The 22,910-nt window shown below is 59.6% G+C and carries 23 protein-coding genes; 14 read left to right on the top strand and 9 right to left on the bottom strand.

The annotated features are described in order from the left end of the window. The first annotated feature begins 142 nt into the window (after positions 1-142). Entirely contained in the window at positions 143-1,396 is a 1,254-nt protein-coding gene (locus tag PH558_RS18350; RefSeq protein WP_095434491.1) for a GGDEF domain-containing protein, read from the top strand. Positions 1,397-1,523: 127 nt separating this feature from the next. Here PH558_RS18350 and pstB read toward each other — a convergent pair whose 3' ends face one another. From pstB to PH558_RS18315, 7 genes are all read right to left on the bottom strand, one after another. Continuing rightward, positions 1,524-2,360 carry a phosphate ABC transporter ATP-binding protein PstB gene (gene pstB / locus PH558_RS18345; protein ID WP_095434490.1) on the bottom strand — a complete coding sequence of 279 codons (837 nt, stop codon included), beginning with the start codon at positions 2,358-2,360 and terminating at the stop codon, positions 1,524-1,526. A gap of 29 nt (positions 2,361-2,389) precedes the next feature. Further along, positions 2,390-3,241 (bottom strand): phosphate ABC transporter permease PstA, encoded by an 852-nt coding sequence (pstA, locus tag PH558_RS18340; RefSeq protein ID WP_095434489.1) that lies wholly within the window; start codon positions 3,239-3,241, stop codon positions 2,390-2,392. A gap of 10 nt (positions 3,242-3,251) precedes the next feature. Beyond that, the gene (pstC, locus tag PH558_RS18335) at positions 3,252-4,223 is read right to left on the bottom strand and encodes a phosphate ABC transporter permease subunit PstC (protein WP_095434488.1); all 972 of its coding nucleotides are present in this window, start codon (positions 4,221-4,223) and stop codon (positions 3,252-3,254) included. 76 nt (positions 4,224-4,299) lie between these two features. Further along, the gene (gene pstS / locus PH558_RS18330) at positions 4,300-5,271 is read right to left on the bottom strand and encodes a phosphate ABC transporter substrate-binding protein PstS (RefSeq protein WP_244575315.1); all 972 of its coding nucleotides are present in this window, start codon (positions 5,269-5,271) and stop codon (positions 4,300-4,302) included. 315 nt (positions 5,272-5,586) lie between these two features. Then, positions 5,587-5,937 (bottom strand): cupin domain-containing protein, encoded by a 351-nt coding sequence (locus PH558_RS18325; protein ID WP_446740070.1) that lies wholly within the window; start codon positions 5,935-5,937, stop codon positions 5,587-5,589. 132 nt (positions 5,938-6,069) lie between these two features. Next, complete coding sequence (locus tag PH558_RS18320) at positions 6,070-7,353, bottom strand: O-acetylhomoserine aminocarboxypropyltransferase (protein WP_095434486.1); 1,284 nt, start codon at positions 7,351-7,353, stop codon at positions 6,070-6,072. A gap of 167 nt (positions 7,354-7,520) precedes the next feature. Next, complete coding sequence (locus tag PH558_RS18315; protein ID WP_015339469.1) at positions 7,521-7,949, bottom strand: CoA-binding protein; 429 nt, start codon at positions 7,947-7,949, stop codon at positions 7,521-7,523. A gap of 113 nt (positions 7,950-8,062) precedes the next feature. Between PH558_RS18315 and PH558_RS18310 the strand changes: the two genes are divergently transcribed. The 9 genes from PH558_RS18310 to PH558_RS18270 all read left to right on the top strand — a co-directional run bounded on the left by PH558_RS18310 (position 8,063) and on the right by PH558_RS18270 (position 15,815). Further along, a complete protein-coding gene (locus PH558_RS18310) occupies positions 8,063-8,389 on the top strand; it encodes a hypothetical protein (protein ID WP_285205861.1) in 327 nt (108 codons plus the stop codon). 822 nt (positions 8,390-9,211) lie between these two features. Beyond that, the gene (locus tag PH558_RS18305; protein ID WP_285205860.1) at positions 9,212-10,048 is read left to right on the top strand and encodes an EamA family transporter; all 837 of its coding nucleotides are present in this window, start codon (positions 9,212-9,214) and stop codon (positions 10,046-10,048) included. Between the two features lie 237 nt (positions 10,049-10,285). Continuing rightward, a complete protein-coding gene (rplM, locus tag PH558_RS18300; RefSeq protein ID WP_004122374.1) occupies positions 10,286-10,750 on the top strand; it encodes a 50S ribosomal protein L13 in 465 nt (154 codons plus the stop codon). 2 nt (positions 10,751-10,752) lie between these two features. Further along, a complete protein-coding gene (gene rpsI, locus PH558_RS18295; RefSeq protein ID WP_075852256.1) occupies positions 10,753-11,223 on the top strand; it encodes a 30S ribosomal protein S9 in 471 nt (156 codons plus the stop codon). Between the two features lie 141 nt (positions 11,224-11,364). Beyond that, positions 11,365-11,628, top strand: a complete 264-nt coding sequence (locus PH558_RS18290) for a hypothetical protein (protein ID WP_285205859.1) — start codon at positions 11,365-11,367, stop codon at positions 11,626-11,628. 64 nt (positions 11,629-11,692) lie between these two features. Then, positions 11,693-12,070, top strand: a complete 378-nt coding sequence (locus PH558_RS18285) for an antibiotic biosynthesis monooxygenase family protein (protein WP_113229628.1) — start codon at positions 11,693-11,695, stop codon at positions 12,068-12,070. Further along, the gene (gene speB / locus PH558_RS18280) at positions 12,051-13,004 is read left to right on the top strand and encodes an agmatinase (protein WP_285205858.1); all 954 of its coding nucleotides are present in this window, start codon (positions 12,051-12,053) and stop codon (positions 13,002-13,004) included. Before PH558_RS18285 ends, speB begins: the two co-directional genes overlap by 20 nt. 137 nt (positions 13,005-13,141) lie before the next feature. Further along, positions 13,142-14,074, top strand: coding sequence for an N-acetyl-gamma-glutamyl-phosphate reductase (gene argC / locus PH558_RS18275; RefSeq protein ID WP_285205857.1), 933 nt, complete (start codon positions 13,142-13,144; stop codon positions 14,072-14,074). A 430-nt stretch (positions 14,075-14,504) separates the two neighbouring features. Continuing rightward, entirely contained in the window at positions 14,505-15,815 is a 1,311-nt protein-coding gene (locus PH558_RS18270; protein ID WP_285205856.1) for a DUF2778 domain-containing protein, read from the top strand. A 23-nt stretch (positions 15,816-15,838) separates the two neighbouring features. On the opposite strand, the gene PH558_RS18265 is transcribed toward PH558_RS18270, so the two are convergent. Further along, positions 15,839-16,942 carry a COX15/CtaA family protein gene (locus PH558_RS18265; RefSeq protein ID WP_285205855.1) on the bottom strand — a complete coding sequence of 368 codons (1,104 nt, stop codon included), beginning with the start codon at positions 16,940-16,942 and terminating at the stop codon, positions 15,839-15,841. A gap of 112 nt (positions 16,943-17,054) precedes the next feature. Here PH558_RS18265 and PH558_RS18260 point away from each other — a divergent pair, with 112 nt between their 5' ends. Both PH558_RS18260 and PH558_RS18255 read left to right on the top strand, forming a co-directional pair. Beyond that, positions 17,055-17,264, top strand: coding sequence for a DUF2842 domain-containing protein (locus PH558_RS18260; RefSeq protein WP_069616272.1), 210 nt, complete (start codon positions 17,055-17,057; stop codon positions 17,262-17,264). Positions 17,265-17,398: 134 nt separating this feature from the next. Then, positions 17,399-18,655, top strand: coding sequence for a GNAT family N-acetyltransferase (locus PH558_RS18255; RefSeq protein WP_285205854.1), 1,257 nt, complete (start codon positions 17,399-17,401; stop codon positions 18,653-18,655). Here PH558_RS18255 and PH558_RS18250 read toward each other — a convergent pair whose 3' ends face one another. After that, positions 18,656-20,914: a GumC family protein gene (locus tag PH558_RS18250; RefSeq protein WP_285205853.1), complete on the bottom strand. Its 2,259-nt coding sequence runs from the start codon at positions 20,912-20,914 to the stop codon at positions 18,656-18,658. It abuts the gene before it with no gap. A gap of 192 nt (positions 20,915-21,106) precedes the next feature. On the opposite strand from PH558_RS18250, the gene PH558_RS18245 reads away from it, so the two are divergent. Together PH558_RS18245 and PH558_RS18240 are read left to right on the top strand one after the other, a co-directional pair. Beyond that, on the top strand, positions 21,107-21,682 hold the full coding sequence (locus PH558_RS18245) for a polysaccharide biosynthesis/export family protein (protein ID WP_069616269.1): 576 nt from the start codon (positions 21,107-21,109) through the stop codon (positions 21,680-21,682). 12 nt (positions 21,683-21,694) lie between these two features. Next, positions 21,695-22,840 (top strand): glycosyltransferase family 4 protein, encoded by a 1,146-nt coding sequence (locus tag PH558_RS18240; RefSeq protein ID WP_095434474.1) that lies wholly within the window; start codon positions 21,695-21,697, stop codon positions 22,838-22,840. Positions 22,841-22,910 lie beyond the last annotated feature (70 nt).

Below are 22,910 nucleotides of genomic sequence, written 5' to 3'. Positions count from 1 at the left end.
CGTCGGGTGGAGATCTCCACCCCAGGCAAAATTTACCAACTCATTTAAGGAACTTGCCATCTTATTGGGCAAGGATGAGCCGATCGCGGAAATCGTCGTGCCGCTTGCGCCGACGGCCCAAAAACAGCGGAGACGTCCGATCGTGCTGAATATGACCACAGGCCTCACCATCTGGTGTTCGGAAGCCATCACGCTGGCGACCGTTCTCCTTCTTGCCTGGCGGCACGACCGCAAATCTCCCGCCTATCTGATCTGGGCTCTGGGCTTCACCATCAGTGCCGCGGGATTCGCCCTGGTGGCAGCTCGCGGCGTCATCCCCGACATCTGGTCGATCCAGATCGGCAATGCCGTCGGACTGCTTGGCGAAAGCGCCTGGATCGCCGGCTTCCGCATAATGGACAAACGCAAGCTGGAATGGTCGGCGTTCCTGCCTCCCGTGCTCTGGCTGATCGGCGTCAGCCTGCCCTGGGTCACCGATAATTTCGTCAATCGCATTATCGTCTATGATCTCGCAGGCGCCGTCGGTGCGACCCTGCTCGCCTTTGCAGTTCACCCGGCCGATGGCCGGCGCGAGCCGGCGCGCGGGCAGCTCGGCATCGTCTTCGTGACGCTCGCCTGCTTCTGCTTCGGTTCGGCCCTCTGGATGGTATTGATGGCCCCGCCATTGGAACAGGCCATGATCTATCGCGGCTACATAGCACTCGGCTATGCCCTGCTCATCATCGTCGCCATCATTCTTAACGGCAAGCTTCTCATGGAGCGAGCCGAGCGACGCTGGCGGGCGATTTCCATCACCGATACTTTGACCGGCGTCCTGAACCGGCGCGGACTTCAGGAAAGCTACGAAATCCTTGCCGGCGAAGGGCAGCACCGACCACGGAAACTCGCCGCCCTGTTATTCGATCTCGACCATTTCAAGAAGATCAACGACCGCCATGGCCACCAGGCAGGCGACGCGGTTCTGGTCGAGTTTGCCCGCATCGCTCGTCAATTCGTGCCGCGCAGCGGTGCATTCGGCAGAATGGGCGGTGAGGAATTCGTCGCCTTCGTCCCGATAGACGAGCAATCGCAGGCCGAAGCGCTGGCGGAAACCATCCGCGCCGATTTCTGCCGCGTGCCGCTGCTTGCCGGCCGTTCGCTAGTGCCGGCAACCGTCAGCATCGGCGTTTCGATCATGCCCCACGATACCGTCAGCTGGGACCGGCTGGTATCCTTTGCAGACCGTGCGCTTTACGCCGCCAAACGCGCCGGCCGCAACTGCACCATCGTCTTCAATGAAATGGAGACAGCCAGGGAGCCCGACGCGACGATCGCTGCGGATGAAGGCGAGCTTGTGCCGACGCTCGACGACCAGATCCACGCCTTGCGACGCATGGGCACGCTCGCGAGGATGTGATCGGCTCATTCGGCACGCCCATGACCAAATCGTGCGAGTGCCCAACAAGGAAGGCCGCCATTCTCAAACGCAAAAGGCGCGCCTGAACAGCGCGCCTTCGCAAATTGTGCGGCAATGTCCAGCCGTATCAGCCGTAACGACCGGTGATATAGTCTTCCGTGCGCTTGACCTTGGGCGCCTGAAAGATCTGCTCGGTCGCGCCGTATTCGATCAATTCGCCGAGATACATGAAGGCGGTGCTGTCGGAAATGCGGCTTGCCTGCTGCATATTGTGGGTGACGATGACAATGGTGAAATCGCCCTTCAGCTGCGACACCAATTCCTCGACCTTGGCGGTCGAGATCGGGTCCAGAGCCGAAGTCGGCTCGTCGAGCAGGAGAACCTCGGGACGAATGGCGATGGCGCGCGCGATGCAGAGGCGTTGCTGCTGGCCGCCGGAAAGGCCAAGTCCGCTCTGGTGCAGCTTGTCCTTCACTTCGCTCCACAGCGCCGTTTCGGTCAGCGCCGCCTCGACACGGGCATCCATTTCCGCCTTGGAGATCTTTTCATAGAGGCGGATGCCGAAAGCGACGTTCTCGTAGATGGACATCGGGAACGGCGTCGGCTTCTGGAACACCATGCCGACCTTGGCGCGCAGATCGTTGAGATCGACGTCCTTGGTGAGAATATTGCGGCCATCCAACAGGATCTCGCCAGCCACCGTCTGACCCGGATAAAGGTCATACATGCGGTTGAAGGTGCGCAGCAGCGTGGACTTGCCGCAACCCGAAGGTCCGATGAAGGCGGTGACCGCATTCTTGCGGATATTCATATTCACACTCTTCAGAACGCGATGGCCGTTCTGATAGGTGAAATCGAGGTTCTTCACCTCGAGCTTTGCGAGCGCACCGAGATCCGACTGGGAAGCGGCGTCCTTCCCCTGTTGTGCGTTGACGCTCTGGAATTTGCTGTCGCTCATGTTCATGGTCTCATTCCTATCGTTCGACGGCTGCGTCATTGACGGCGCCCACTCAGGACACGGGCAAGGATGTTCAGGGCAAGGATGGCTACGGTGATGATCAGCGCGCCGGCCCAGGCCAGTTGTTTGAGATCCTCGCCAGCATCGGCGGCAAGCGTGTTGATGGCAACCGGCAGCGTGGCGATCGGACCGGTCAGGCCCGTATTCATGAATTTGCTGTAGCCGGCAGTGAAGAGAAGCGGTGCGGTTTCGCCGCTGATGCGGGCGATGGCCAGCAGAATGCCGGTGAGAATACCGGTCCAGGCGGAACGGTAGATCACCATCATCATGGACTTCCAGCGCGGCGCGCCGAGCGCGGCGGTCGCTTCACGAAGCGCATTCGGCACCAGCAACAGCATGTCCTGCGTCGTACGGTTGACGACCGGGAGCGCGATCAGCGCCAATGCGAGGATGCCCGCGATGGCGGAGTTGCCGTGCATAGGCACGACCACGGCGCCGTAGACGAACACGCCGACGATGATCGAGGGTGCGGACAGCAGAATGTCGTTGATGAACTTGGCGGCCTCGGCAAGTTTGGTGCCGTTGGCATATTCCACCAGGTAGGTGCCAGCGAGAATGCCGATCGGTGCTGCGATCAGGATGGCGCAGCCGGTGACTAGTACCGTACCGTAGATCGCATTGATCAGACCGCCGCGCGAGCCCTGGGCCGGGATCGACATGGTGAACACGTCGAGGCTGAGCGCCGATACACCGCGATAAACCAGGCTGACGAGGATCACGCTGAGAAAGAATATGCCGAGAATGGCCGCGAGGAAGGACAGGGCCATCATCACCTTGTTCTTCGTATAACGCCTCGACACGAGATTCTGACGAACTGCATTTTCCATGGTTTTATCCTCAGAGCGAGTCGCCGCGGCCGATCATCCACCTCGCTGCGGCAAGCACGCAGAAGGAAAGGACGAACAGAAGCAGGCCGAGCGCAATCAGGCTCGACAATTGCAGACCGTCGGCATCGCCGAAGTTGTTCGCGATCTGGGCGGAAATGGTGGTGGACGGCGAAATGATCGACGATTGCAGACGACTTACCGAGCCGACGACGAAAGTGACGGCCATGGTTTCGCCAAGGGCGCGGCCGAGGCCGAGCATGATGCCGCCGACGAGGCCGCGGCGTGTATAGGGGATCAGGATGTGGCGGGCCACTTCCCATGTGGTCATGCCCATGCCGTAGGCGGATTCGCGCAGCATCGGCGGCACGGTGCTGAACACGTCGCGGGAGATTGCGGTGATGAACGGCAGGATCATGACGGCGAGCACGAGGCTTGCCGTCAGCAGGCCGACGCCCGGGGCCGGCGGCTGGAACAGCAGGCCGATCACCGGCACCTGGCCGACCGTCGCGATCAGGAAGGGCAGGATATAGTTCTGCATCAGCGGCACCAGAATGAACAGCCCGACGATGCCGTAGATAATGGAGGGAACGCCCGCCAGAAGCTCGATGGCCGTGCTGATCGGACGGCGCAGGCTGCCGGGGCAAAGTTCCGTCAGGAATATCGCGATGCCGATGCCGAGAGGAACAGCAATCAGCATGGCGATGAACGAACTTACAAGCGTACCGACGACGGCAGGCACCGCGCCATAAATATCAGCCGGCGCGCTCCACTTGGTGCCCCAGAGGAACGACAAGCCAAAGGTCTGAAATGTGGGCAAGGCATCGATGACAAGAACCACGAGGATTGCCAGCAGCAGAAGCACGACAAGAACAGCCGAGCCAAGCGTCATCAAATAGAAAATCCGATCCTGTATCCGGAATTTTCTAGTCGCGGCGGAGGTATTCACAGCCTGAAAGCCCGCCATCTGAGTCGCGTCAGCCATCGATTTCCCCTTGTCCTGTCACGAAAGGCGGACAGGGAAATACCCTGCCCGCCGCAACTTTCTCGCCTAGCACAAATTACTTCGTGCCGAAGTCCGTCTTCCAAGACTTCTCGACGATCTCGACAACATTGTCCGGGACCGCGAGATAAGACAGGGCGGTCGCGTCCTTCTGGCCATGCTCATAGGACCACTTGAAGAACTTCAGTGCCTCTTCGTTCTTAGCAGCATCGGCCGGCTTCTTATAGAGCAGAACCCAGGTCGAGGCAGCAATCGGCCAGCTCTTTTCGCCCGGCTGATTGGTGATGATCAGGTTGAAGTTCTTAGCCTTGGCCCAATCGGCGTTGGAAGCTGCAGCCTTGAAGGTTTCCAGGCTCGGCTCGATAACCTTGCCGGCAGCGTTCTTCATCTTCGCGAAACCGATGTGGTTGGCGACGACGTAGGAATATTCAACGTAGGAGATCGAACCAGCCGTCTGGTTGACCGTGGTGGAAACGCCTTCCGAACCCTTGGCGCCGAAGCCAACAGGCCATTCAACAGCCGTGTTCGAGCCAACCTTTTCCTTCCACTCCGGCGAAACCTTCGACAGGTAGTCGGTGAAGTTGAAGGTCGTGCCCGAGCTGTCGGCGCGGTAAACGACGGAGATCGGCGTGGATGGCAGCTTCACGTCCGGGTTGAGAGCCTTGATGGCTGCATCGTCCCACTTGGCGATCTTGCCGAGGAAGATGTCGGCCAGGGTCTTGCCGTCGAGAACAAGTTCGCCCGGCTTTACGCCTTCGACATTATAGGAAACGACGATGCCGCCGGAGATCATCGGGAACTGGGCAATGCCGTTCTTCTCGAGGTCGGCATCGCTCATCGGCTTGTCCGAAGCGCCGAATACGATGGTCTTGTCGAGAAGCTGCTTGATGCCGGCGCCCGAACCGACCGACTGATAGTTGACGACATTGTTCGTCGCAGCCTTGTAGCCTTCGGCCCACTTGGACAGAACCGGAGCGATGAAGCTCGAGCCGGCGCCCGTGATGTCGGCAGCCGAGGCCGAAACGGACATGGCCGCGATGAAGCCTGCAGTCAGGCAAAGCGAACGAAATTTCTGATTCAACATGATTGAACTCACTTCCCAGAGTGATGAAAGGGATGGCGGGCAGGAGCTGAGCACGAAGTATCCCATCGGTTAGGAACCCCACCTCGACCTCCTGACGACAGTGATGGCTCTAATGCCGCATTGTTTCAGTTTGATGACAGTTTAATGAAGCAGCGGTGACACAACCTACAGCAAGCATGGCGGCCATTGCGTAGCCACAGGGAAAGGCTCGCGTCCTTTCACAAAGCAAGGCGATCTTCACGTTTTGAATCAAGATCATACTCAAAGGCGGATTACATAGTCCTTGCGAGTCGTTTCAATAACTTCCCATGTCCCCTTGAAGCCCGGCTTCAAGATCATGCGATCGCCTGCGCGCAAATGAAACGTCTCGCCGTCATCGGCTGTCACAATGGAATAGCCGAAGAGAATGTTGAAATACTCCCACTCGTCATAGGCGATCTTCCACTTCCCCGGCGTCGCCTCCCATATGCCAGCGTAAAGGCCGCCTTCGGTCTCATCGAGACTCCAGGTTCGGAAGGTTGGGGCTCCCGAAATGAGACGGTCCGCCGCGGGCTTTCCCGCCTCGGGCTCCACGCCATCGACATTCAGTTGCACATAGGTTGTCACATACATCTCCCGTCGGTCACACTTCGCAAGACCAAAAAAGTCCGCGACTGCCGTTGGCGATCGCGGACCGAAACAAGCATGAAATTCACTTCGGTCAAAGTGGCCGGCAAGCTTTTTCCGCTTTCTGCGGGCCAGTCCTCAGACTTTCGCCAGCGCCTGCTCCAGGTCGGCGATGATGTCCTTGACGTCCTCGATGCCGATGGACAGACGTACGACATCCGGGCCGGCGCCGGCGGCAACCTTCTGCTCATCGGTCAACTGCTTGTGGGTCGTCGAGGCGGGATGGATGACGAGCGAACGCGTATCGCCGATATTGGCAAGATGCGAGAAGAGCTCCAGGCCTTCGACCAGCCCCTTGCCCGCTTCATAACCACCCTTCAGTCCGAAGGTGAAAACGGAGCCCGCGCCCTTTGGTGAATAACGCTGCTGTAGGGCGTGGTTCGGATCGTCCTCCAGGCCGGAATAGTTGACCCATGCCACCTTCTCCTGTGCCTTCAACCAGCGTGCAACGGCAGCCGCATTGTCGGAATGGCGCTGCATGCGCAGCGGCAACGTCTCAATGCCCGTCAGGATCAGAAAGGCATTGAACGGCGAGATGGCCGGGCCGAGATCGCGCAGGCCCAGCACCCGGCAGGCGATGGCGAAAGCGAAATTGCCGAAGGTCGCATGCAGCACGATGCCGTTATATTCCGGACGCGGTGAAGACAGCATGGGATAATTGCCCGAGGCGGACCAGTCGAAAGTGCCGCCGTCGACGATGATGCCGCCCATGGAATTGCCATGGCCGCCGAGGAACTTCGTCAGCGAATGCACGACGATATCGGCGCCATGCTCTAGCGGCCGGATGAGATAGGGGCTCGCCAGGGTGTTGTCGACGATCAGCGGCAGGCCATGCTTATGTGCGATGGCTGCGATCGCGGCGATATCGACGAAGGTGCCGCCGGGATTGGCAAGGCTTTCGATGAAGACGGCGCGGGTGCGGCTGTCGATCTGTGCTTCGAAGGTCGCAGGATCGGCGGAATCGGCCCAGCGGACCCGCCAGTCGAAATTCTTGAAGGATTGCCCGAACTGATTGACCGAGCCACCATAGAGCCGCTTGGCCGCGACGAAATTGTCGCCCGGCTGCATGATGGCATGGAAGACGAGGAGCTGGGCCGCATGACCGGAAGCAACCGCGAGGGCCGCGGTTCCGCCCTCAAGGGCAGCCACGCGCTCTTCCAGCACGGCCTGCGTCGGGTTCATGATACGCGTATAGATATTGCCGAACTGCTGCAATCCGAACAGAGCGGCTGCATGATCCGCATCCTGAAAGACGAAGGATGTCGTCTGGTAGATCGGCGTCGCACGCGCGCCTGTCGCCGGGTCCGGCTGCGCGCCGGCGTGGATCGCAAGCGTGTCGAAACCTGGGTTGCTGGTTGGCATAATTTTCCTCCCGCCGGATCTTGTTTATAACGGGAAAAGCATAACGCGTGGCATATGAAAGTTAACCGCGAACTTTGCCGTGCTTCTCGGCTCGCGGAAAAAACTTGCCATCTTTCAGTGAGATCGCGCGATAAACGGCCGAATGCCGCCGTCATGCATGATCTCGGTCAAGCGACCAGGCGCGGATACTCGATAGCCGGGCAGCGGTCCATGACGACCCTTACCCCCGCCGCTTCCGCTCTCGCCGCAGCCGCATCGTCACGCACACCGAGTTGGCCCCAGATGACCGGGGGCCGCGGCTCGATCATGATCGTCTCCTCCACGACCGATCGGAGATATTCGGGCGCCCGAAAAACATCGACCATATCCACAGGCTCGGGAATGTCGGCCAGGCGTGCATAGACCCATTGCCCCAGAATTTCCTTGCCGGCCTGTCCAGGATTGATGGGGATGACGCGATATCCCCTGTTCAGGAGATAGGCCATCACACCGTTGCTCGGGCGCGCGGGATTGGGCGAAGCGCCGACGAGCGCGATGGTCCTTACGGACAAGAGGATATCGGCTATATAGGAATCGTCATAACTATCGTGGTTCATCACGAAGCCTCCCACCTCGATCACACTTGCGTTTTGTCACAAATATGGAAACCGCAATGGCGGTCTCCGCGTATATATATTGTATTATAACAACTTCAGGGAGGATTACTCAGATGAAAAATTTCATCCTGCTGGGCCTGCTCATCACTTCGGCCGCGACGCCGGCATTGGCGATTTCGCGATATAATTCCATGTCCATGACCTGCGCCGAGGCCAGGGCGGTCATCAATCGGGAGCGCGCGGTCATCATGCGCTATCCGGCCAGAAGAACACCGAACATGACGCTCTATGATCGCTATGTCGCCGACAGCGGCGCCTGCGATATGGGCTTTTATGCCTATCAGGATTATCTTCCCACGAAGGATCGCGCTTCCTGTCCGGTCTACATATGCCGGCCGGCAACCGATCTCGATGACGATGATTTGATTTTCCGACGCTGATCGCGATAGATTACGACTGATATGGCGGACGGCTCACGGGTTCGGTACGACCATTGATTGTCGCAGGCACGGTGCATCTTCGGCACTGTGGCCGTGCGCGGGCATTTATACGCCTGCGTTCAAGCCCTTCCCCAAAGCGCTTTCATAAATTTTCCCAAAGCCATAGGGTTGCGTTCTCAGGAAATGCAATCTTTGTTCGCTATTTATTCGCATATAAATTAGAAACTTCGCATGGACAGTCAATTCCAACGAGAACCGAATGCGAACGCGGAACATATGCTATTTCATTATTTTTTCCACAGAATAATTTTCGAGTTCGCGCAATGATATACCCCATCAAGTTTTGATTCGATGATTCTATACTTAGCTCTTAGTATGGTTTTTATCAGCGGCATCGCGCGCTAGCTGTAATATTTTTCATCTCTTGTAGAATTATCCACTTTATTCATGGGGAGAAGAGAGATTGCGCGCGGCGTTTGCGCGGCGATTTTCGCGCGCCCGGCAACACACGGCGCTGCAGGCGACACAGCCCTCTGTCGTTTTTAAGTAAGAAGTGTCTAATGCTACTCCCGCGTTCACAGGACATGCGATATTTGTTCGCGCTTCATACTCCAATAAATTAGTTATTTATAATTCTAGAAAGGGCGATTTGGAACATAACGAAAACCCCATTCTCGGCGCCCCTCATGACCGGAGCGAAGGGGAAGCCGTCAGAATGATCGATATTTCGTTGCTTTTCGATGTATTGCGGATCATATGGGGACCGCACTCCCACAAAATACCAAGCATTGCCATTACGCCTGCCAATTTCCGAGGTTTTCCGTGTCTCTCGACGTTATCGCGCTCGTTCTTTTCGGCGCCCTGCTGCACGCGACGTGGAATGCGATCATCAAGGCCGGAACCGACAAGTCGCTCGATGCGGCGCTGGTTTCGGCCGGCGGCGCGGTCGCGGCATTGCCCCTTCTACCGTTCCTTCCCCTGCCCGCCTCTGCGGCCTGGCCGTTCATCGGTGCCTCGGCCATCCTTCAATTCGCCTACTTCCAGCTGGTGGCGGCCGCTTATCGCGCCGGGGATATCGGGCTCGTCTATCCGCTGATGCGCGGTGTAGCTCCCCTCATCATCGTCTCGACAAGCAGTTTCGTCTTGAAGGAAACTCTTTCGGGTGGCGCATTGATCGGCACCATGACCATTTGTGCCGGCATATTGACGCTTGCCTTCGAGGCCCGAAAGGGCAGCCGCCGGGCGATCGTTCTGGCCCTTGCCAATGCCGTTGTTATCGCGACCTATACCTATGTCGACGGCATCGGTGCGCGTGCGTCGGGCAATTCGGTGTCCTATACCCTATGGATGGCGCTCCTGCCGCCCATCCTCCTTTTCGCCTGGGCGATATCGCAACGCGGCCTTAATGCCGTCGCCGCCCACGTCCGCTACAACTGGTGCCGCGGGCTTATTGGCGGGGGCGGTTCGATCGCCTCCTACGGACTGGCATTGTGGGCGATGACGAAGGCGCCGGTTGCCATGGTCGCCGCCTTGCGCGAGACTTCGATCCTCTTCGCTTTGGTAATATCCGTCGTTATTTTGAAGGAGCGATCCAGCATCTGGCGGTATATTGCCGGCGCCATTATTGCTGGCGGAGTGCTGGTTTTGCGGCTGGGTTGATGATAAATTATGTGGTTTTATTTTACCACATAAGCAACATATTGATTTTGCTTTATAATTTTTACAGCCCGCCAGTCAGGCGATATTGACCCTGGCTCTTAATCGATCTATAAGCCGCCGCAGATTGCAGCCTTTCCGGGCTGCTTTCTTTTTGGCACGCATCCATGCGCGCCAAACCAAGCAACAAGAAACGCCCAGACGCCTTCGGGCCAAGGGTCCTAAAAGAGAGTATGCAACATGGCAACCTTCTCCCAGAAGCCTGCAGAGGTGGAGAAGAAGTGGGTTCTCATCGACGCCGAAGGGCTTGTCGTTGGCCGCCTCGCTTCTATCATCGCAATGCGTCTGCGCGGCAAGCATAAGGCTACCTTCACGCCGCACGTCGACGACGGCGACAACGTCATCGTCATCAATGCCGACAAGGTCGTCTTCACCGGCAAGAAGTACGAAGACAAGGTTTATTACTGGCACACCGGTTATGCCGGCGGTATCAAGGAGCGTACGGCTCGCCAGATCATCGAAGGCCGCTTCCCGGAGCGCGTCGTTGAGAAGGCCGTCGAGCGCATGGTTCCCCGCGGCCCGCTCGGCCGTCGCCAGATGAAGAACCTGCGCGTCTACGCCGGCTCCAACCATCCCCACGAAGCTCAGCAGCCGGTCGTCCTCGACGTCGCCAAGCTGAACAAGAAGAACGTAAGGAGCGCCTGATAATGGCTGACCTTTCCTCCCTGAAGGACCTCGGCACGACGTCGGAAGCAGCCGCTGCTCCGGTTCACGTCCGCAAGGTTGACTCGCTCGGCCGCTCCTACGCGACTGGCAAGCGCAAGGACGCCGTAGCCCGCGTATGGGTCAAGGCCGGCTCCGGCAAGATCATCGTCAACGGCAAGGACTACACGGCTTATTTCGCCCGTCCGGTTCTGCAGATGATCCTGCGTCAGCCGATCGTCGCTGCTGCCCGTGACGGCCAGTTCGACATCATCGCAACCGTTGCCGGCGGCGGCCTCTCCGGCCAGGCCGGTGCCGTTCGCCACGGCCTGTCCAAGGCGATCACCTACTTCGAGCCGGGCCTGCGCTCGGTGCTGAAGAAGGGTGGCTTCCTGACCCGCGACAGCCGCGTCGTCGAACGCAAGAAGTACGGCCGTGCGAAGGCACGTCGTTCCTTCCAGTTCTCCAAGCGTTAATCGCTTATCCGAGATCGGATTTTTGGAAAGGCTGGGTTTTCCCCGGCCTTTTTCTTTTGCAGCATGAGAAAAGGCGCAGATCCGCCGAGGCAAGCGGCGCGTTTTGTGGCAAAGTTCCGATACAAGCATCGGGAGAGTTCAATGCGTGGATTCATCTTTTCGCTTCTGCTTTTGATTGCCGGCGCCGCACCTGTTCTGTGCGACGATGCCCAGCCAGCTCCGCCAGCCGATAAGGCCGCAGAAATGCAGAGCATGAAGGATTTTCTTCAGGCAAATCCGGACTGTCGCGAATTCAACGACAGCTGCTCCTATTGTGTCGTGACCGATGGGCGGGCCGATTGCTCGACGCCGCAGATCGCCTGCGTGAAAAAGGCGTATCAATGCACCGCTCGATCGGGCAAATAAGCATCGAACACGACCTATCCGCGATTCACAGAACGGAATTCCGTTCCATCCCGTGAGGCACGTCATGAGCACCAACAAGGCATCCCGCTTTGCGGCCACTCCCGAGCCGCCCTATTATATCGTCTCCTTCGCTTCGATCCGGACAGCCGGCGACAATGGCTATGGCGCCATGGGCGAACGCATGGAGGAAATGGCATTGGCGCAAGACGGCTGCCTTGGTCTTGAGAGTGCGAGAGGCGCCGATGGCTTCGGTATCACCAATTCCTTCTGGCGAGACGAGGAAAGCATTCTCGCCTGGAAGAACGTCGTCGCCCATCTGGCGGCGCAGAAACTGGGCCGCGAGCGCTGGTATGAACAATATAAGGTTCGCATAGCGCGGGTAGAACGGGCTTATGATTTCCAGCTGCGCAAGGGAGACGCGCTTGCCGAGCACCTCGATTGATCACGCCTTCACTGCCGCCAGCCTGACCTCGGCTGCCAGCGACCCGACCTTTGCCGGTGCGCTCTCCTTCATGCGCCGCCGATTTACCAAGTCGCTCGAAGGCGCCGATGCCGTGGTCTGGGGCATCCCCTTCGATGCGGCCACCTCGAACCGGCCGGGAACGCGTTTCGGGCCGCAGGCGATCCGCCGTGCGTCGGCCATCTTCGACAATGATCCGCAATATCCGTTCAACCGCGACCTCTTCGCCGAGATGGCCGTGATCGACTACGGCGATTGCCTGCTCGACTACGGCAACCATCAGGAGACGCCCGCTGCAATCGAAAGACAGGCGGCGACGATCCTGGACAGCGGCGCCTTCCTGCTGACGCTCGGCGGCGATCATTTCGTCACATGGCCGCTGTTGAAGGCGCATGCCGCCAAGCATGGGCCACTGGCGCTGGTGCAGTTCGATGCCCATCAGGATACCTGGTACGACGACGGCAGGCGTATCGACCACGGCTCCTTCGTTGCACGCGCCGTGCGCGACGGGCTGATCGACCCCGACCGCTCCATCCAGATCGGCATCCGTACGCATGCGCCTGACGATTTCGGCATCGAGATTCTGTATGGCCATCAGGTCGAGGACATGAACGCCGGCGAGATCGCTTCGATGATCATCTCCCATACCAAGGGCGCGCCGACCTATCTTACTTTCGATATCGACTGCCTCGATCCGGCCTTTGCTCCGGGCACGGGAACGCCGGTCGCCGGGGGCCCTTCCAGCGCCAAGATCCTGTCGGTGCTGCAGCGGCTGCATCAGCTGGATATCCGGGGTGCCGACGTCGTCGAAGTGTCGCCCGCCTACGACCACGCCGACATCACCGCCATTGCGGGGGCGACCGTGGCGATGTATATGCTCGGTCTCCATGCCGAACGGCGGGCGAGCGGCCGCTGAGGCTTGGTTTCGGGACAGGCATGACGGTTTTCCAAGGTCGTCCTGCTGCTTTCGGAGCGGCTGTTATGAAATTGAATCAACTGCATGGCAAACTGAGTCCGGAAACACTCTGAACCTATTGAAAGAGCAGGAATAAGATGGCACCGAAAATCTTCATCGATGGCGAACACGGAACCACGGGCTTGCAGATCCGCACGCGCATGGCCGACCGCCGCGATGTCGAGCTGCTGTCTATTCCCGAAGCCGAACGCCGCAACGCCGCCATGCGCGAGGACATGCTGAATAGCGCCGATATCGCCATCCTCTGCCTGCCCGACGACGCGTCGAAGGAAGCGGTGAAGATGGTGGCGGGCAACAACAATGTCCGCGTCATCGACACCTCGACGGCTTTCCGCATCCATCCGGACTGGGCCTATGGCTTTGCCGAAATGGACAGCAACCAGGGCAGCAAGATCAAGGCAGCACGTTTCGTCGCCAATCCCGGCTGCTATCCGACAGGCGCGATCGGCGTCATCCGGCCACTGCGCGCCGCCGGCATCCTTCCGGCGGACTATCCCGTGACGGTCAATGCAGTGTCCGGCTACACCGGCGGCGGCAAGCAGATGATCGCCCAGATGGAAAATCCGGATCATCCGGATGCGATCACCGCGCCGCACTTCCTCTACGGCCTGCCGCTGACCCACAAGCATGTGCCCGAGATGACGACGCACGGCCTGCTGGAGCGCGCGCCGATCTTCTCGCCCTCCGTCAGCCGCTTCCCCCAGGGCATGATCGTGCAGGTGCCGCTGCATCTCGGCGACCTCGCGGAAGGCGCGACGCTGGAGAGCATTCACGCCGCGCTCGTCGAGCATTATGCCGGTCAGGATATCGTTCAGGTCGTTTCGCTCGATGAGAGCCGCGCCCTGCCCCGCGTCAACGCCGTCGAGCTCGCCGGCAAGGACACGATGAAGCTCTTCGTCTTCGGCACGCCGGGCGGAGCACAGGTCAATCTGGTGGCGCTGCTCGACAATCTCGGCAAGGGCGCATCAGGTGCAGCCGTGCAGAACATGGATCTGATGCTGAGCGCTTAACTCAGCCTGATGCGGATTGAAATTCGATAGGCCCGGCCCGTTCATCCCTGGAGGATCGATCAGGCCGGGCTTTTTCACGTCAGAAGCAGTTTGCGCAATTTCAGCCCTGCCGCCGTCCTCGGCCTTATTTTTGCCGTTGCTCTAAATTAGCCGAACCTACACGGAAAAGTGAACAACCGTTGGGCTTACGACCAATTGTCGGCCGGATTTGCTCTTTAACGGCTTTGCTGGCCCGGATGAGTGGGGCGTTCAAAACTATCCCTTTTTTCAATGAATATCCAAGAATGAGCCATCGTAAAGGAATTGGTTACCATAATTCGGCATGCTTCCAGACAGCCGGCAAGTTGGCGACCGAACGCGACACTCGCGTTAGGGCGCGTGTGCGTTCTTGAGCCGGTTCAGTGTCTGTGTAGTTTGGATAACGAGTATCATGGCGTTCGTGACCGAAACGTTCGGTAACTTCAATTCGCGCTCCGGCTACGCCTCGCGATCGAAAAAATCCCTCAGCATCCATCCCGGCACCCTGACCACCGGAGTCGCAGTTGCGGCTTTCGCCTGGATCGCGGCAACGCTGATGACAACGCAATCGATGGTGCTGTCGCTTCCCGGCGCGGCGGCGCCGACCGATAATTTCCTGGCACCGCGAGCATCGGCCTTCATCGTTCCGCAAAGCTACGTGGCGCACCCTGCCCGCTATGCCAGCCAGACCACTTCGCTGCATGGACAAAGCCGCTTCGGCAACATCGCCACTGCGGAGGTTCAAACGAAAGCCGGCGGGACGGATGCGGTTCGTGCGCAACTGGCGCAGGCACTTGCACAACAGACATCCGATATGAAGCAGGCTCAGATTGCAGCGGCCAGCATCAAGAGCGGCCGTCTCGAAGTGGCAGCGGCTTCGCCCGAGACGATCGCCCATCTGCGCAAGGTGATCGCGATCAATTTCGCAACCGCTGTGCAATCGCTGAGCCAGGCAAAATATGCGGCTGCCCTGATGCCGGCTGCAGGCCCGCTGAAAACCACGGAGCAGCCAGCGGCGGTCGCTTCCGCGGCCCCGGAGATCAGCCTGCCCGCCATTGCGGAAGCAAAGCCGGTGCCTGCAAAAGACGCCGACATTGCAGTGGCGGAAGCCGTGCTGAACGTCATTCCCGTGGCCCGCCCCGCCCGCGAAACGCCCGTGCAGCGCGCCGGTGCCACAAGCGCCATCGCCAGGGCAACGGGCAGCGAAACAACCACGCAACCGCCATCGCGCGTGATGGCCTATGCCGATCCGGATGACAGCTCCGTCCGCAAGAACAAGCCTTTCATCAACCCGTTTGCCGCAATCAGCCCCGGCCCAGGCACTGCGATCTACGATATCGAGGCGAAGACCGTCTATCTGCCGAGCGGCGAACGCCTCGAGGCCCATTCCGGCCTCGGCCACATGCGTGACAATCCCCGCTATGTCGATCGCAAGAATACCGGCCCGACGCCGCCGGAAACGTATAACCTGACATATAGGGAAAGCCTGTTCCATGGCGTGCAGGCGCTGCGCCTGACACCCGCAAGCGGCGCCCGCGTCTATGGCCGCGACGGCCTGCTGGCTCACACCTACATGCTCAGAGGCGGCCGTGGCGAATCGAATGGCTGCGTGGTCTTCAAGGACTACAATCGCTTCCTGGCTGCCTTCCGGCGCGGCGAAATCAGGCGGCTGAAAGTGGTTTCGCGGATGTCGTCGGCGGCAAGTGTCGCTTCCGCACGCTAAAAGGATTTGAGGCGCAAAGCGCCTCAATCTCTCACGACGATCGATGTCTGGCGCGGCAGTTCACCATAGAAACCGCGCCAATTGGCAATTGCGAAGCCGAAGACGATCAGGGCGCCGGCCTGATGCGCCAGGGCCAGATCCAGCGGCACGTGCAGCAGCAGCGTCGAAATGCCAAGGATCGCCTGGATCAGCACAAGCACGAAGAGAACGACGGATCGCCGCGCGTGGGTCGTTTGCGCCGCCGCGCGCAGCGAGATGATCATATTGATGGCGACGACGGCGAAGAGCGCATAGGCCCCGAGACGGTGAACGAACTGGACCGTCTTCGGGTTCTCGAAGAAATTGATCCAGCCCGGTGACTGTATGAAGAGATCGCTGGGCACGACGGCACCATCCATCAGCGGCCAGGTATTGTAGCTGAGACCCGCGTCCAGCCCGGCGACGAGGGCACCCAGATAGATCTGGAACAAAGCCATGAAGACGATCAAACCGGCGAGTTTCGCCGAATGACGCGTTGGTGGCGGCTCGTTCGAATGCGGCGACAGGGCGCGCATAAACCACATGCAGGCGGCAAAGATCAGACAGGCGGTCACGAGATGGGTCGCAAGCCGGTACTGGCTGACGTCGGTGCGCGCTTCGAGCCCCGAGGAAACCATCCACCAGCCGATCGCACCCTGAAGGCCGCCGAGCAGAAAAATGCCGGCAAGCGGCAGCCAGAGCTTGCGTTCGACGCGGCCCGTCAGAACGAAGAACAGCAGCGGCAGACCGAAGATGACGCCAATGGTGCGGGCAAGCAGGCGATGCGCCCACTCCCACCAGAAGATGCCCTTGAACTCTTCGACCGTCATACCCTTGTTCAGGATCTGGAATTGCGGGATGCGCTTGTAGAGATCGAATTCGTCCTGCCATTCCTGCGCATTCAGCGGCGGGATCACGCCATGGATCGGCTGCCACTGCGTGATCGACAGGCCGGAATTGGTGAGGCGTGTCGCACCCCCCACCAGCACGAGAGCGAAGAGAACCAGAAGCACACAGGCGAGCCAGATGCGGATGGCGCGGCGATTGCGGTCCTGACGGGCCACTTCCTTCAAAATTGCCTGTTCGGTCGTGAAATTAGTGGCAGCCATGGCTTCTCCCTTCGATCAGGCTGTTGATTTGCCCGATAGGGGCGTGCAAAACAAGTCCCGGGAGTTTGCGGCATGCCGTCGCGGCATGCTGTCATAAAGAGGAGAAAACCCCGTGCCCCTTCGCCTGCGCAAATTCATTGGCATGATCCTGCTCGTGCTGCTGGTTGCAATCTATGCGATCGTCGCCATGATCGTTGCAGTGCGAACGCTTGCAGATCAACCCGGCTGGGTGCATTTCCTCTATTTCCTTTTCAGCGGCATCATCTGGGTGCTGCCGGCAATGGGCATCATCAAGTGGATGGCCGGACCGCGCCCGCAATAGCGCTCGTCCCGGCCCGATTTACTTTGGGCTAACCCTGATCCGCGCCTATCCCGCGCGAATGTCCCATCTTAAGCCAAAAATAAGCCGTTGCCCGCCAGACTGCGCCCGAATACCGCCGGAGCGGAGAAGACCGGATGCAGACCCAGACGCGAGATATCGCCGGCATGGCCGCCGAAGCAGCGGATAAGTGGATTGCGTCCATCGAGATGGAGCCTGCCGCTGCCGATCAACTGCGGGTCGACATCTTCGACAGTATGGCACCGCTCGAAGCCGAATGGCGCGCGCTGGAACGGGACGATCTCAACTCGCTGCACCAGAGCTATGACTGGTGCGCAGCCTGGGTGGAGAACCTCGAACGCCCTCTCGCCATCGTCAGGGGCTCCATCGAAAATCACGTCGCCTTCATCCTGCCACTTGAGATCATCCGCAGTCACCGGATAAGACGAGCCGAGTTTATTGGAGGCCACCACAACAATATCAATACCGGCCTGTTTTCAGCCCGGTTCCTGGCAAATGGAGAATTGACGGCCGCTCAGGCGAGCACCATCGCGGCGGCTCTGCGCGGCAAGGTGGACGTCGTCATCCTGCGCAACGTCCCGCTCGAATGGCGCGGCCGCAAAAGCCCGCTCGCCTCCCTGACGTCGATCGAAAACCAGAACCATGCCTTTCAGATGCCCTTCCTCGGCAGTTTCGAAGCAAGTCTGAAGCAGGTGAATGCCAAGCGCCGGCGCAAGAAGTTCAAGCACCAGAGCAGGCTTCTCGATGCCAAGGGTGGCTACGAATATGTGATCGCCGGTCCTGACCGGCAGGACGCATTGCTCGATCTGTTCTTCCGGCAGAAAGCAGTCCGCTTCCAGGATGCCGGCTTGCCCGATGCGTTCAAGGATGAGCGGATCAAGGCCGCGCTGCACGCCATGCTGCACCGACGCCAAGACGATGGCATCGGCGCGACATTGCAGATGCATGCGCTGCGCCTGAAACGCAAGCACGAGGGCCATATTCCAGCCATCGCTGCCCTGTCCCGCAAGGGAGATCACGTCATCTGCCAGTTTGCCTCGATCGACGAGGCTCTGGTTGCGGAGGCGAGCCCCGGCGAATTGCTGTTCTGGCTGATGATCGAGCGGCTGCATCGCGAAGGCGTCGCGCTCTTCGATTTCGGTATCGGCGACCAGATTTACAAGCGCTCCTGGTGCTCGATGGAAACGGTGCAGTATGATCTCTTCCTGCCGGTCTCAGGCATGGGGCGTCTCGCGGCAATGGCGAACCGGATCATCACGCGTACGAAGGTCGCGATCAAATCCAATCGCAAGCTCTATTTCTTCATCCAGCGGCTGCGGGCGCGACACGGAACCGGCGCCGCATCGGATGCAGGAGGCGGTGACGCGGATTGATCAGGCAGCGTCCCGGCGCGTATCCGGATCATGCTCCTCGCGCCAGCCGGACATCAGAATGATGTGCTCGTAGCCGGCCTTCTGGAATTCCGTCATGGCAGCAATGAACTGGCTTTCGTCGGGTTCGGGCATGGAGAGGATGATTTCCGTCTCCTTGCTGCGCGTCAGCCGCGCGACACCGGAGACTTCGGCCGCGCCACACTCCACCAGAACGATGTCATAGGCCGAGCCCAGTGCGTCGAGGATCAGCGACAGACGATCGGCGCCGCGCATGGCGCGGGCAAGGTCGCTCATGCCCTGCGGCACGAGATGAGCGTCCGACAGGCGATCCGGATGGATCGTATCGCCAAAGGCCGCTTCGCCGCACAGCAGGTCGGTTACGCCAGGAAGTTCGTCATGCTCGGCCATGAGCCTCGAGGGACATCCAGTACCGGTCATATCGACCAGCACGATGCGGCTCCCTGCATCGGCAATGGTCCGCGCCAGCATGACGGTCGCGGTCGAACCGTTGTCACCGGTCGGGGATATGGCGATCGCCAGCCGCGAACCGCTGTCGATCAGATAATCCGCGACGGATTGGATGGAGAAATCTTCCTCTTCATCCGTGGCAGCCTGAGCAACCTGCTTCGGCCCATGATCCGGAGCGATTGCGGTGTCCAAGGCGATTGCCGTCTCCGAAGCAATTACGGTATCCGCAGCCTGAACCGGGATTTCCTCTACGGGGACGGAGAGCATGCTTGTGGGCGCCTCGACGCTGCTTGCTCGCGCAACTGGCCGAACCGGCTCCGGTTCGGCGATGGGTTGAATGCGCTTCGCCGCCTCCAGCGCGACGGCATCTTCCTTGCGAATAGGCCCGACCGGCCGCAATGCACGGCCGCTGAACAGCTCCGCGAGCATGATAACGATGGCCGTGAGGATGAAGGTGGCAAGGGTAGCGACGACGACGATCGGGCCGACCTTCGGGAAAGACGGATCGACCGGTTCGACCGCCGTGGAAACGATGCGTGCATCGGCAGGGCTGGAATTCTTGTCGACGCGAGAAGCCGCCTCGCGATAACGGGCGAGATAGGTCTCGAGCAATTGCCGCTCGGCCGCAGCTTCGCGCTCCAGGGCGTTGAGGCCGACTTCGTCCTCCCCTGCCCGGGCGCTATCGGCCTTCAACGTATTCGATTGGGCGAGGAGCTGCTGTTCGCGCAGCTGCGCGACCTTTGCCTCGTTCTCGATGCTTGCCAGAATCCTCTGGGTCTCGCGATCGATCTGCTGACGGATATCGACGAGCTGCGCCCGCAGGCTCTTCAGCCGTGGATGCCCGTCCATCAGCGTCGTGGACAGATCCGAAATCTGCGACTCGAGGTTCGACTGGGTCGCCTTCAGCCGCTGAATAGTCTGCGAGCCTGCGACGTCGGCAAGCGTATCGGTGGAGCGGCCGCTGGACAGCGCGCTGCGCACCGCCTGCGCCCTCGCCTCGGCATTGGCCTTGTCGCCACGCACCTGCGCCAGCTGCGTCGAGATATCCGCGAGCTGCTGCGTGGCGAAATTGTTGTTCTGACTGGTCTGGAGAAGACCGTTGGCGGAACGATAATCCGCAACCTTCTTTTCCGCCTCGCTGACCTTGTCGCGCAGCTTGGCGATCTCCGGCTCCAGCCAGCGTGTCGCCTCGCTGTTGGAATCGAGCTTGGCGCCGCTCTGCATGGATAGATAGACCTGCGCCATGGCATTCGGCACGCTGGCAGCGAGATCCGGATTGCGGGACGTGAAGCTGATGCCGATCACGCGCGAGCTGTTAATCTGATAGACCTGCAGGCGGCTGTTGAAGGCGTCCAGCATCCGCTCTTCCGGGGCCTTATCGGCCGCCGCCCGCTTCAGATGCAGCTTGATCAGAATATCAGAGAGCGCGGAGCCGTTGTTGCCAGCAGCGAATTCAGGGCGATCGTAAAGTTTGAGATTGGTGATGACCTGCTTGACCAGATCCGCCGATTGCAGGATCTGCACCTGACTGGCAATATTCAACTCGTCCAGCAGAGGGCCGGCACCGGCATCGTTGCCCGATGTCGTCGCCGCAAAGGCGGGCGCACGCTGCTCGATGAGGATGCGGGCTTCACTGCGATATTCCGGCGACATGACCTTGGCGATCGCGAATGCCGCGCAGGCGCCTGCCAGCGTGATGGCGATGACGCGCACCCGCCGCTGCCACACAGCGCGAAAGAGCTGAGCGAGATCGATGTCCACATCCTGCTGGGTGTTGTTGACACCGGACATATGCAAAACTCCGTAATAGAAAGCCGGAATTAATCGTAAACGACTATAGTAACCCAAGCGTTAATAGTATTTCGCCAGCATTATTTTTGATGTCGCTAATTTTTTCCTGGATTTTCATTTGCTCTTTACCGACCGTTAACCCTAACGGATCGATAACGACAGCAGTGTCCTTCCCTTTCCAATGAGCGCGAAATGCCCTTCGCAAAGTCAAAGATTGTCCTTGCACTCGGCATGGCCGCCGTGAGCGCCGCGCTCACCGGCTGCAACACCTATCAGCCGGCACCCAAAGCCTTCAACGAGGCCACGATCCAGCCCTATACCCTTGATAGCGGCGACCGGTTGCGCGTCACGGTGTTCGATCAAGCCGGGCTGACCAACACCTATACTGTCGACCAAGCCGGCTATATCGCCTTTCCGCTGATCGGCCAGGTCGCTGCCCGCGGCCGCACGCTGCAGCAGCTCTCCGGCCAGATCGCGCAGAAGCTTCGCCAGGGATATATTCGCGATCCAGACGTCACCATCGACATCGACCGCTATCGCTCGGTCTATATCATGGGCGAAGTCGGCCAGCCGGGCCAATATTCCTATGTGCCGGGCATGACCATCCAGAATGCCATCGCGGTCGCAGGCGGGTTCACCAGCCGGGCCAACCAATCCAACGCGGATGTCACCCGCAAGATCAACGGTCATGTCATGACTGGACGGGTCGGCATCTCCGATCCGGTGCTGGCAGGCGACACCATCTATGTCAGAGAGCGGTTATTCTAACCGCGCCCGCTCATGGCCCGACCGCTTCGTATCCTTCATTGCTTCAGATCGCCCGTCGGCGGCGTCTTCCGCCATGTCCGGGATTTGGCGGAAGAACAGAGCAAAGCGGGCCACGAGGTCGGCATACTTTGCGACAGCCTGACAGGCGGCGAGCATGAGGATCGTCTGTTCGACGATATCGCGCCGTTCCTGGCTCTTGGCGTCGTCCGCCTGCCGATCCGACGGCAAATTACCCTCTCGGATGCTGCAACACTTTGGAGCAGCTATAAAGAAATCAAGAGTTTGCGGCCGGATGTGCTGCACGGGCATGGCGCCAAGGGCGGCCTGCTCGCGCGCGTTCTCGGCTCGATCCTGCGGGTCAACAGGTATCGCGTAGCCCGCCTCTATACAGCGCATGGCGGAAGCCTGCATTTCTCGCGCGGCTCGTTCCAGGGCATGCTTGTGCACAGCCTGGAGCGAATGCTCGAGTTTCTCACCGATGGCCTGATCTTTATCTGCGACTTCGAGCGCCGCACCTATGAAAGAAAGATCGGCAAGCCGCGCACCCGCTCTGTGATGATCTATAACGGCATCAGCGAAAGAGATTTTCGCACCATACCGACACGATCGGACTCCGTGCATTTCGTCTATATCGGCATGCTGCGGGACCTCAAAGGTCCCGATCTGTTTGTGGACGCCTTTGCAAAAACGGAGCGCCGGATCGGCAGGCCACTGTCAGCGCTCATGATCGGTGACGGACCGGACAGAGACAAATATCACCGGATGATGGTCGAACGGGGCCTCGGTCACCGTATCGGCATGCTGCCGGCGATGCGCGTGCAGGAAGCCTTCACGGTATCACAGAATATCGTCGTCCCCTCGCGCGCCGAGGCGATGCCCTATATCGTTCTGGAAGCGCTCGCAGCTGGAAAGACCGTCATCGCCTCGCGCGTCGGCGGCGTTGCGGAAGCACTTGGCGAAAACAGCCCCGCACTCGCCAAACCGGAAGATGCCGATGATCTCTCGCGCATCATGGCCGAAGCGATCACCGAGCCGCTATGGGGCGCCCGCAACATGCCCGATATCGGGACGATACGATCGAATTTTTCGGCTTCCGCCATGGCACGGGATACTTTGCACCTGTATCAAAATATACTTGGCCTGAACAGCGACGGTTAGAATACAGCCAAGTGTTGTAAGTGTTTCTTAGCTGATATCTGATAGGGCTTGTCCGGTAACGACCGGATAA

Source organism: Rhizobium pantanalense, from assembly GCF_030182525.1.
Taxonomy (GTDB): domain Bacteria; phylum Pseudomonadota; class Alphaproteobacteria; order Rhizobiales; family Rhizobiaceae; genus Rhizobium.
This window is presented reverse-complemented; position numbering and strand designations above follow the sequence as displayed.

Bases quoted from the DNA above. Each gene is read 5' to 3' on its own strand.
- pstB (WP_095434490.1), bottom strand. From the start codon at position 2,360: ATGAACATGAGCGACAGCAAATTCCAGAGCGTCAACGCACAACAGGGG.
- pstA (WP_095434489.1), bottom strand. From the start codon at position 3,241: ATGGAAAATGCAGTTCGTCAGAATCTCGTGTCGAGGCGTTATACGAAG.
- pstC (WP_095434488.1), bottom strand. From the start codon at position 4,223: ATGGCTGACGCGACTCAGATGGCGGGCTTTCAGGCTGTGAATACCTCC.
- pstS (WP_244575315.1), bottom strand. From the start codon at position 5,271: ATGTCCGTTTCGGCCTCGGCTGCCGACATCACGGGCGCCGGCTCGAGC.
- PH558_RS18325 (WP_446740070.1), bottom strand. From the start codon at position 5,937: ATGTATGTGACAACCTATGTGCAACTGAATGTCGATGGCGTGGAGCCC.
- PH558_RS18320 (WP_095434486.1), bottom strand. From the start codon at position 7,353: ATGCCAACCAGCAACCCAGGTTTCGACACGCTTGCGATCCACGCCGGC.
- PH558_RS18315 (WP_015339469.1), bottom strand. From the start codon at position 7,949: ATGAACCACGATAGTTATGACGATTCCTATATAGCCGATATCCTCTTG.
- PH558_RS18310 (WP_285205861.1), top strand. From the start codon at position 8,063: ATGAAAAATTTCATCCTGCTGGGCCTGCTCATCACTTCGGCCGCGACG.
- rplM (WP_004122374.1), top strand. From the start codon at position 10,286: ATGGCAACCTTCTCCCAGAAGCCTGCAGAGGTGGAGAAGAAGTGGGTT.
- rpsI (WP_075852256.1), top strand. From the start codon at position 10,753: ATGGCTGACCTTTCCTCCCTGAAGGACCTCGGCACGACGTCGGAAGCA.
- PH558_RS18290 (WP_285205859.1), top strand. From the start codon at position 11,365: ATGCGTGGATTCATCTTTTCGCTTCTGCTTTTGATTGCCGGCGCCGCA.
- PH558_RS18285 (WP_113229628.1), top strand. From the start codon at position 11,693: ATGAGCACCAACAAGGCATCCCGCTTTGCGGCCACTCCCGAGCCGCCC.
- argC (WP_285205857.1), top strand. From the start codon at position 13,142: ATGGCACCGAAAATCTTCATCGATGGCGAACACGGAACCACGGGCTTG.
- PH558_RS18270 (WP_285205856.1), top strand. From the start codon at position 14,505: ATGGCGTTCGTGACCGAAACGTTCGGTAACTTCAATTCGCGCTCCGGC.
- PH558_RS18265 (WP_285205855.1), bottom strand. From the start codon at position 16,942: ATGGCTGCCACTAATTTCACGACCGAACAGGCAATTTTGAAGGAAGTG.
- PH558_RS18255 (WP_285205854.1), top strand. From the start codon at position 17,399: ATGCAGACCCAGACGCGAGATATCGCCGGCATGGCCGCCGAAGCAGCG.
- PH558_RS18250 (WP_285205853.1), bottom strand. From the start codon at position 20,914: ATGTCCGGTGTCAACAACACCCAGCAGGATGTGGACATCGATCTCGCT.
- PH558_RS18245 (WP_069616269.1), top strand. From the start codon at position 21,107: ATGCCCTTCGCAAAGTCAAAGATTGTCCTTGCACTCGGCATGGCCGCC.
- PH558_RS18240 (WP_095434474.1), top strand. From the start codon at position 21,695: ATGGCCCGACCGCTTCGTATCCTTCATTGCTTCAGATCGCCCGTCGGC.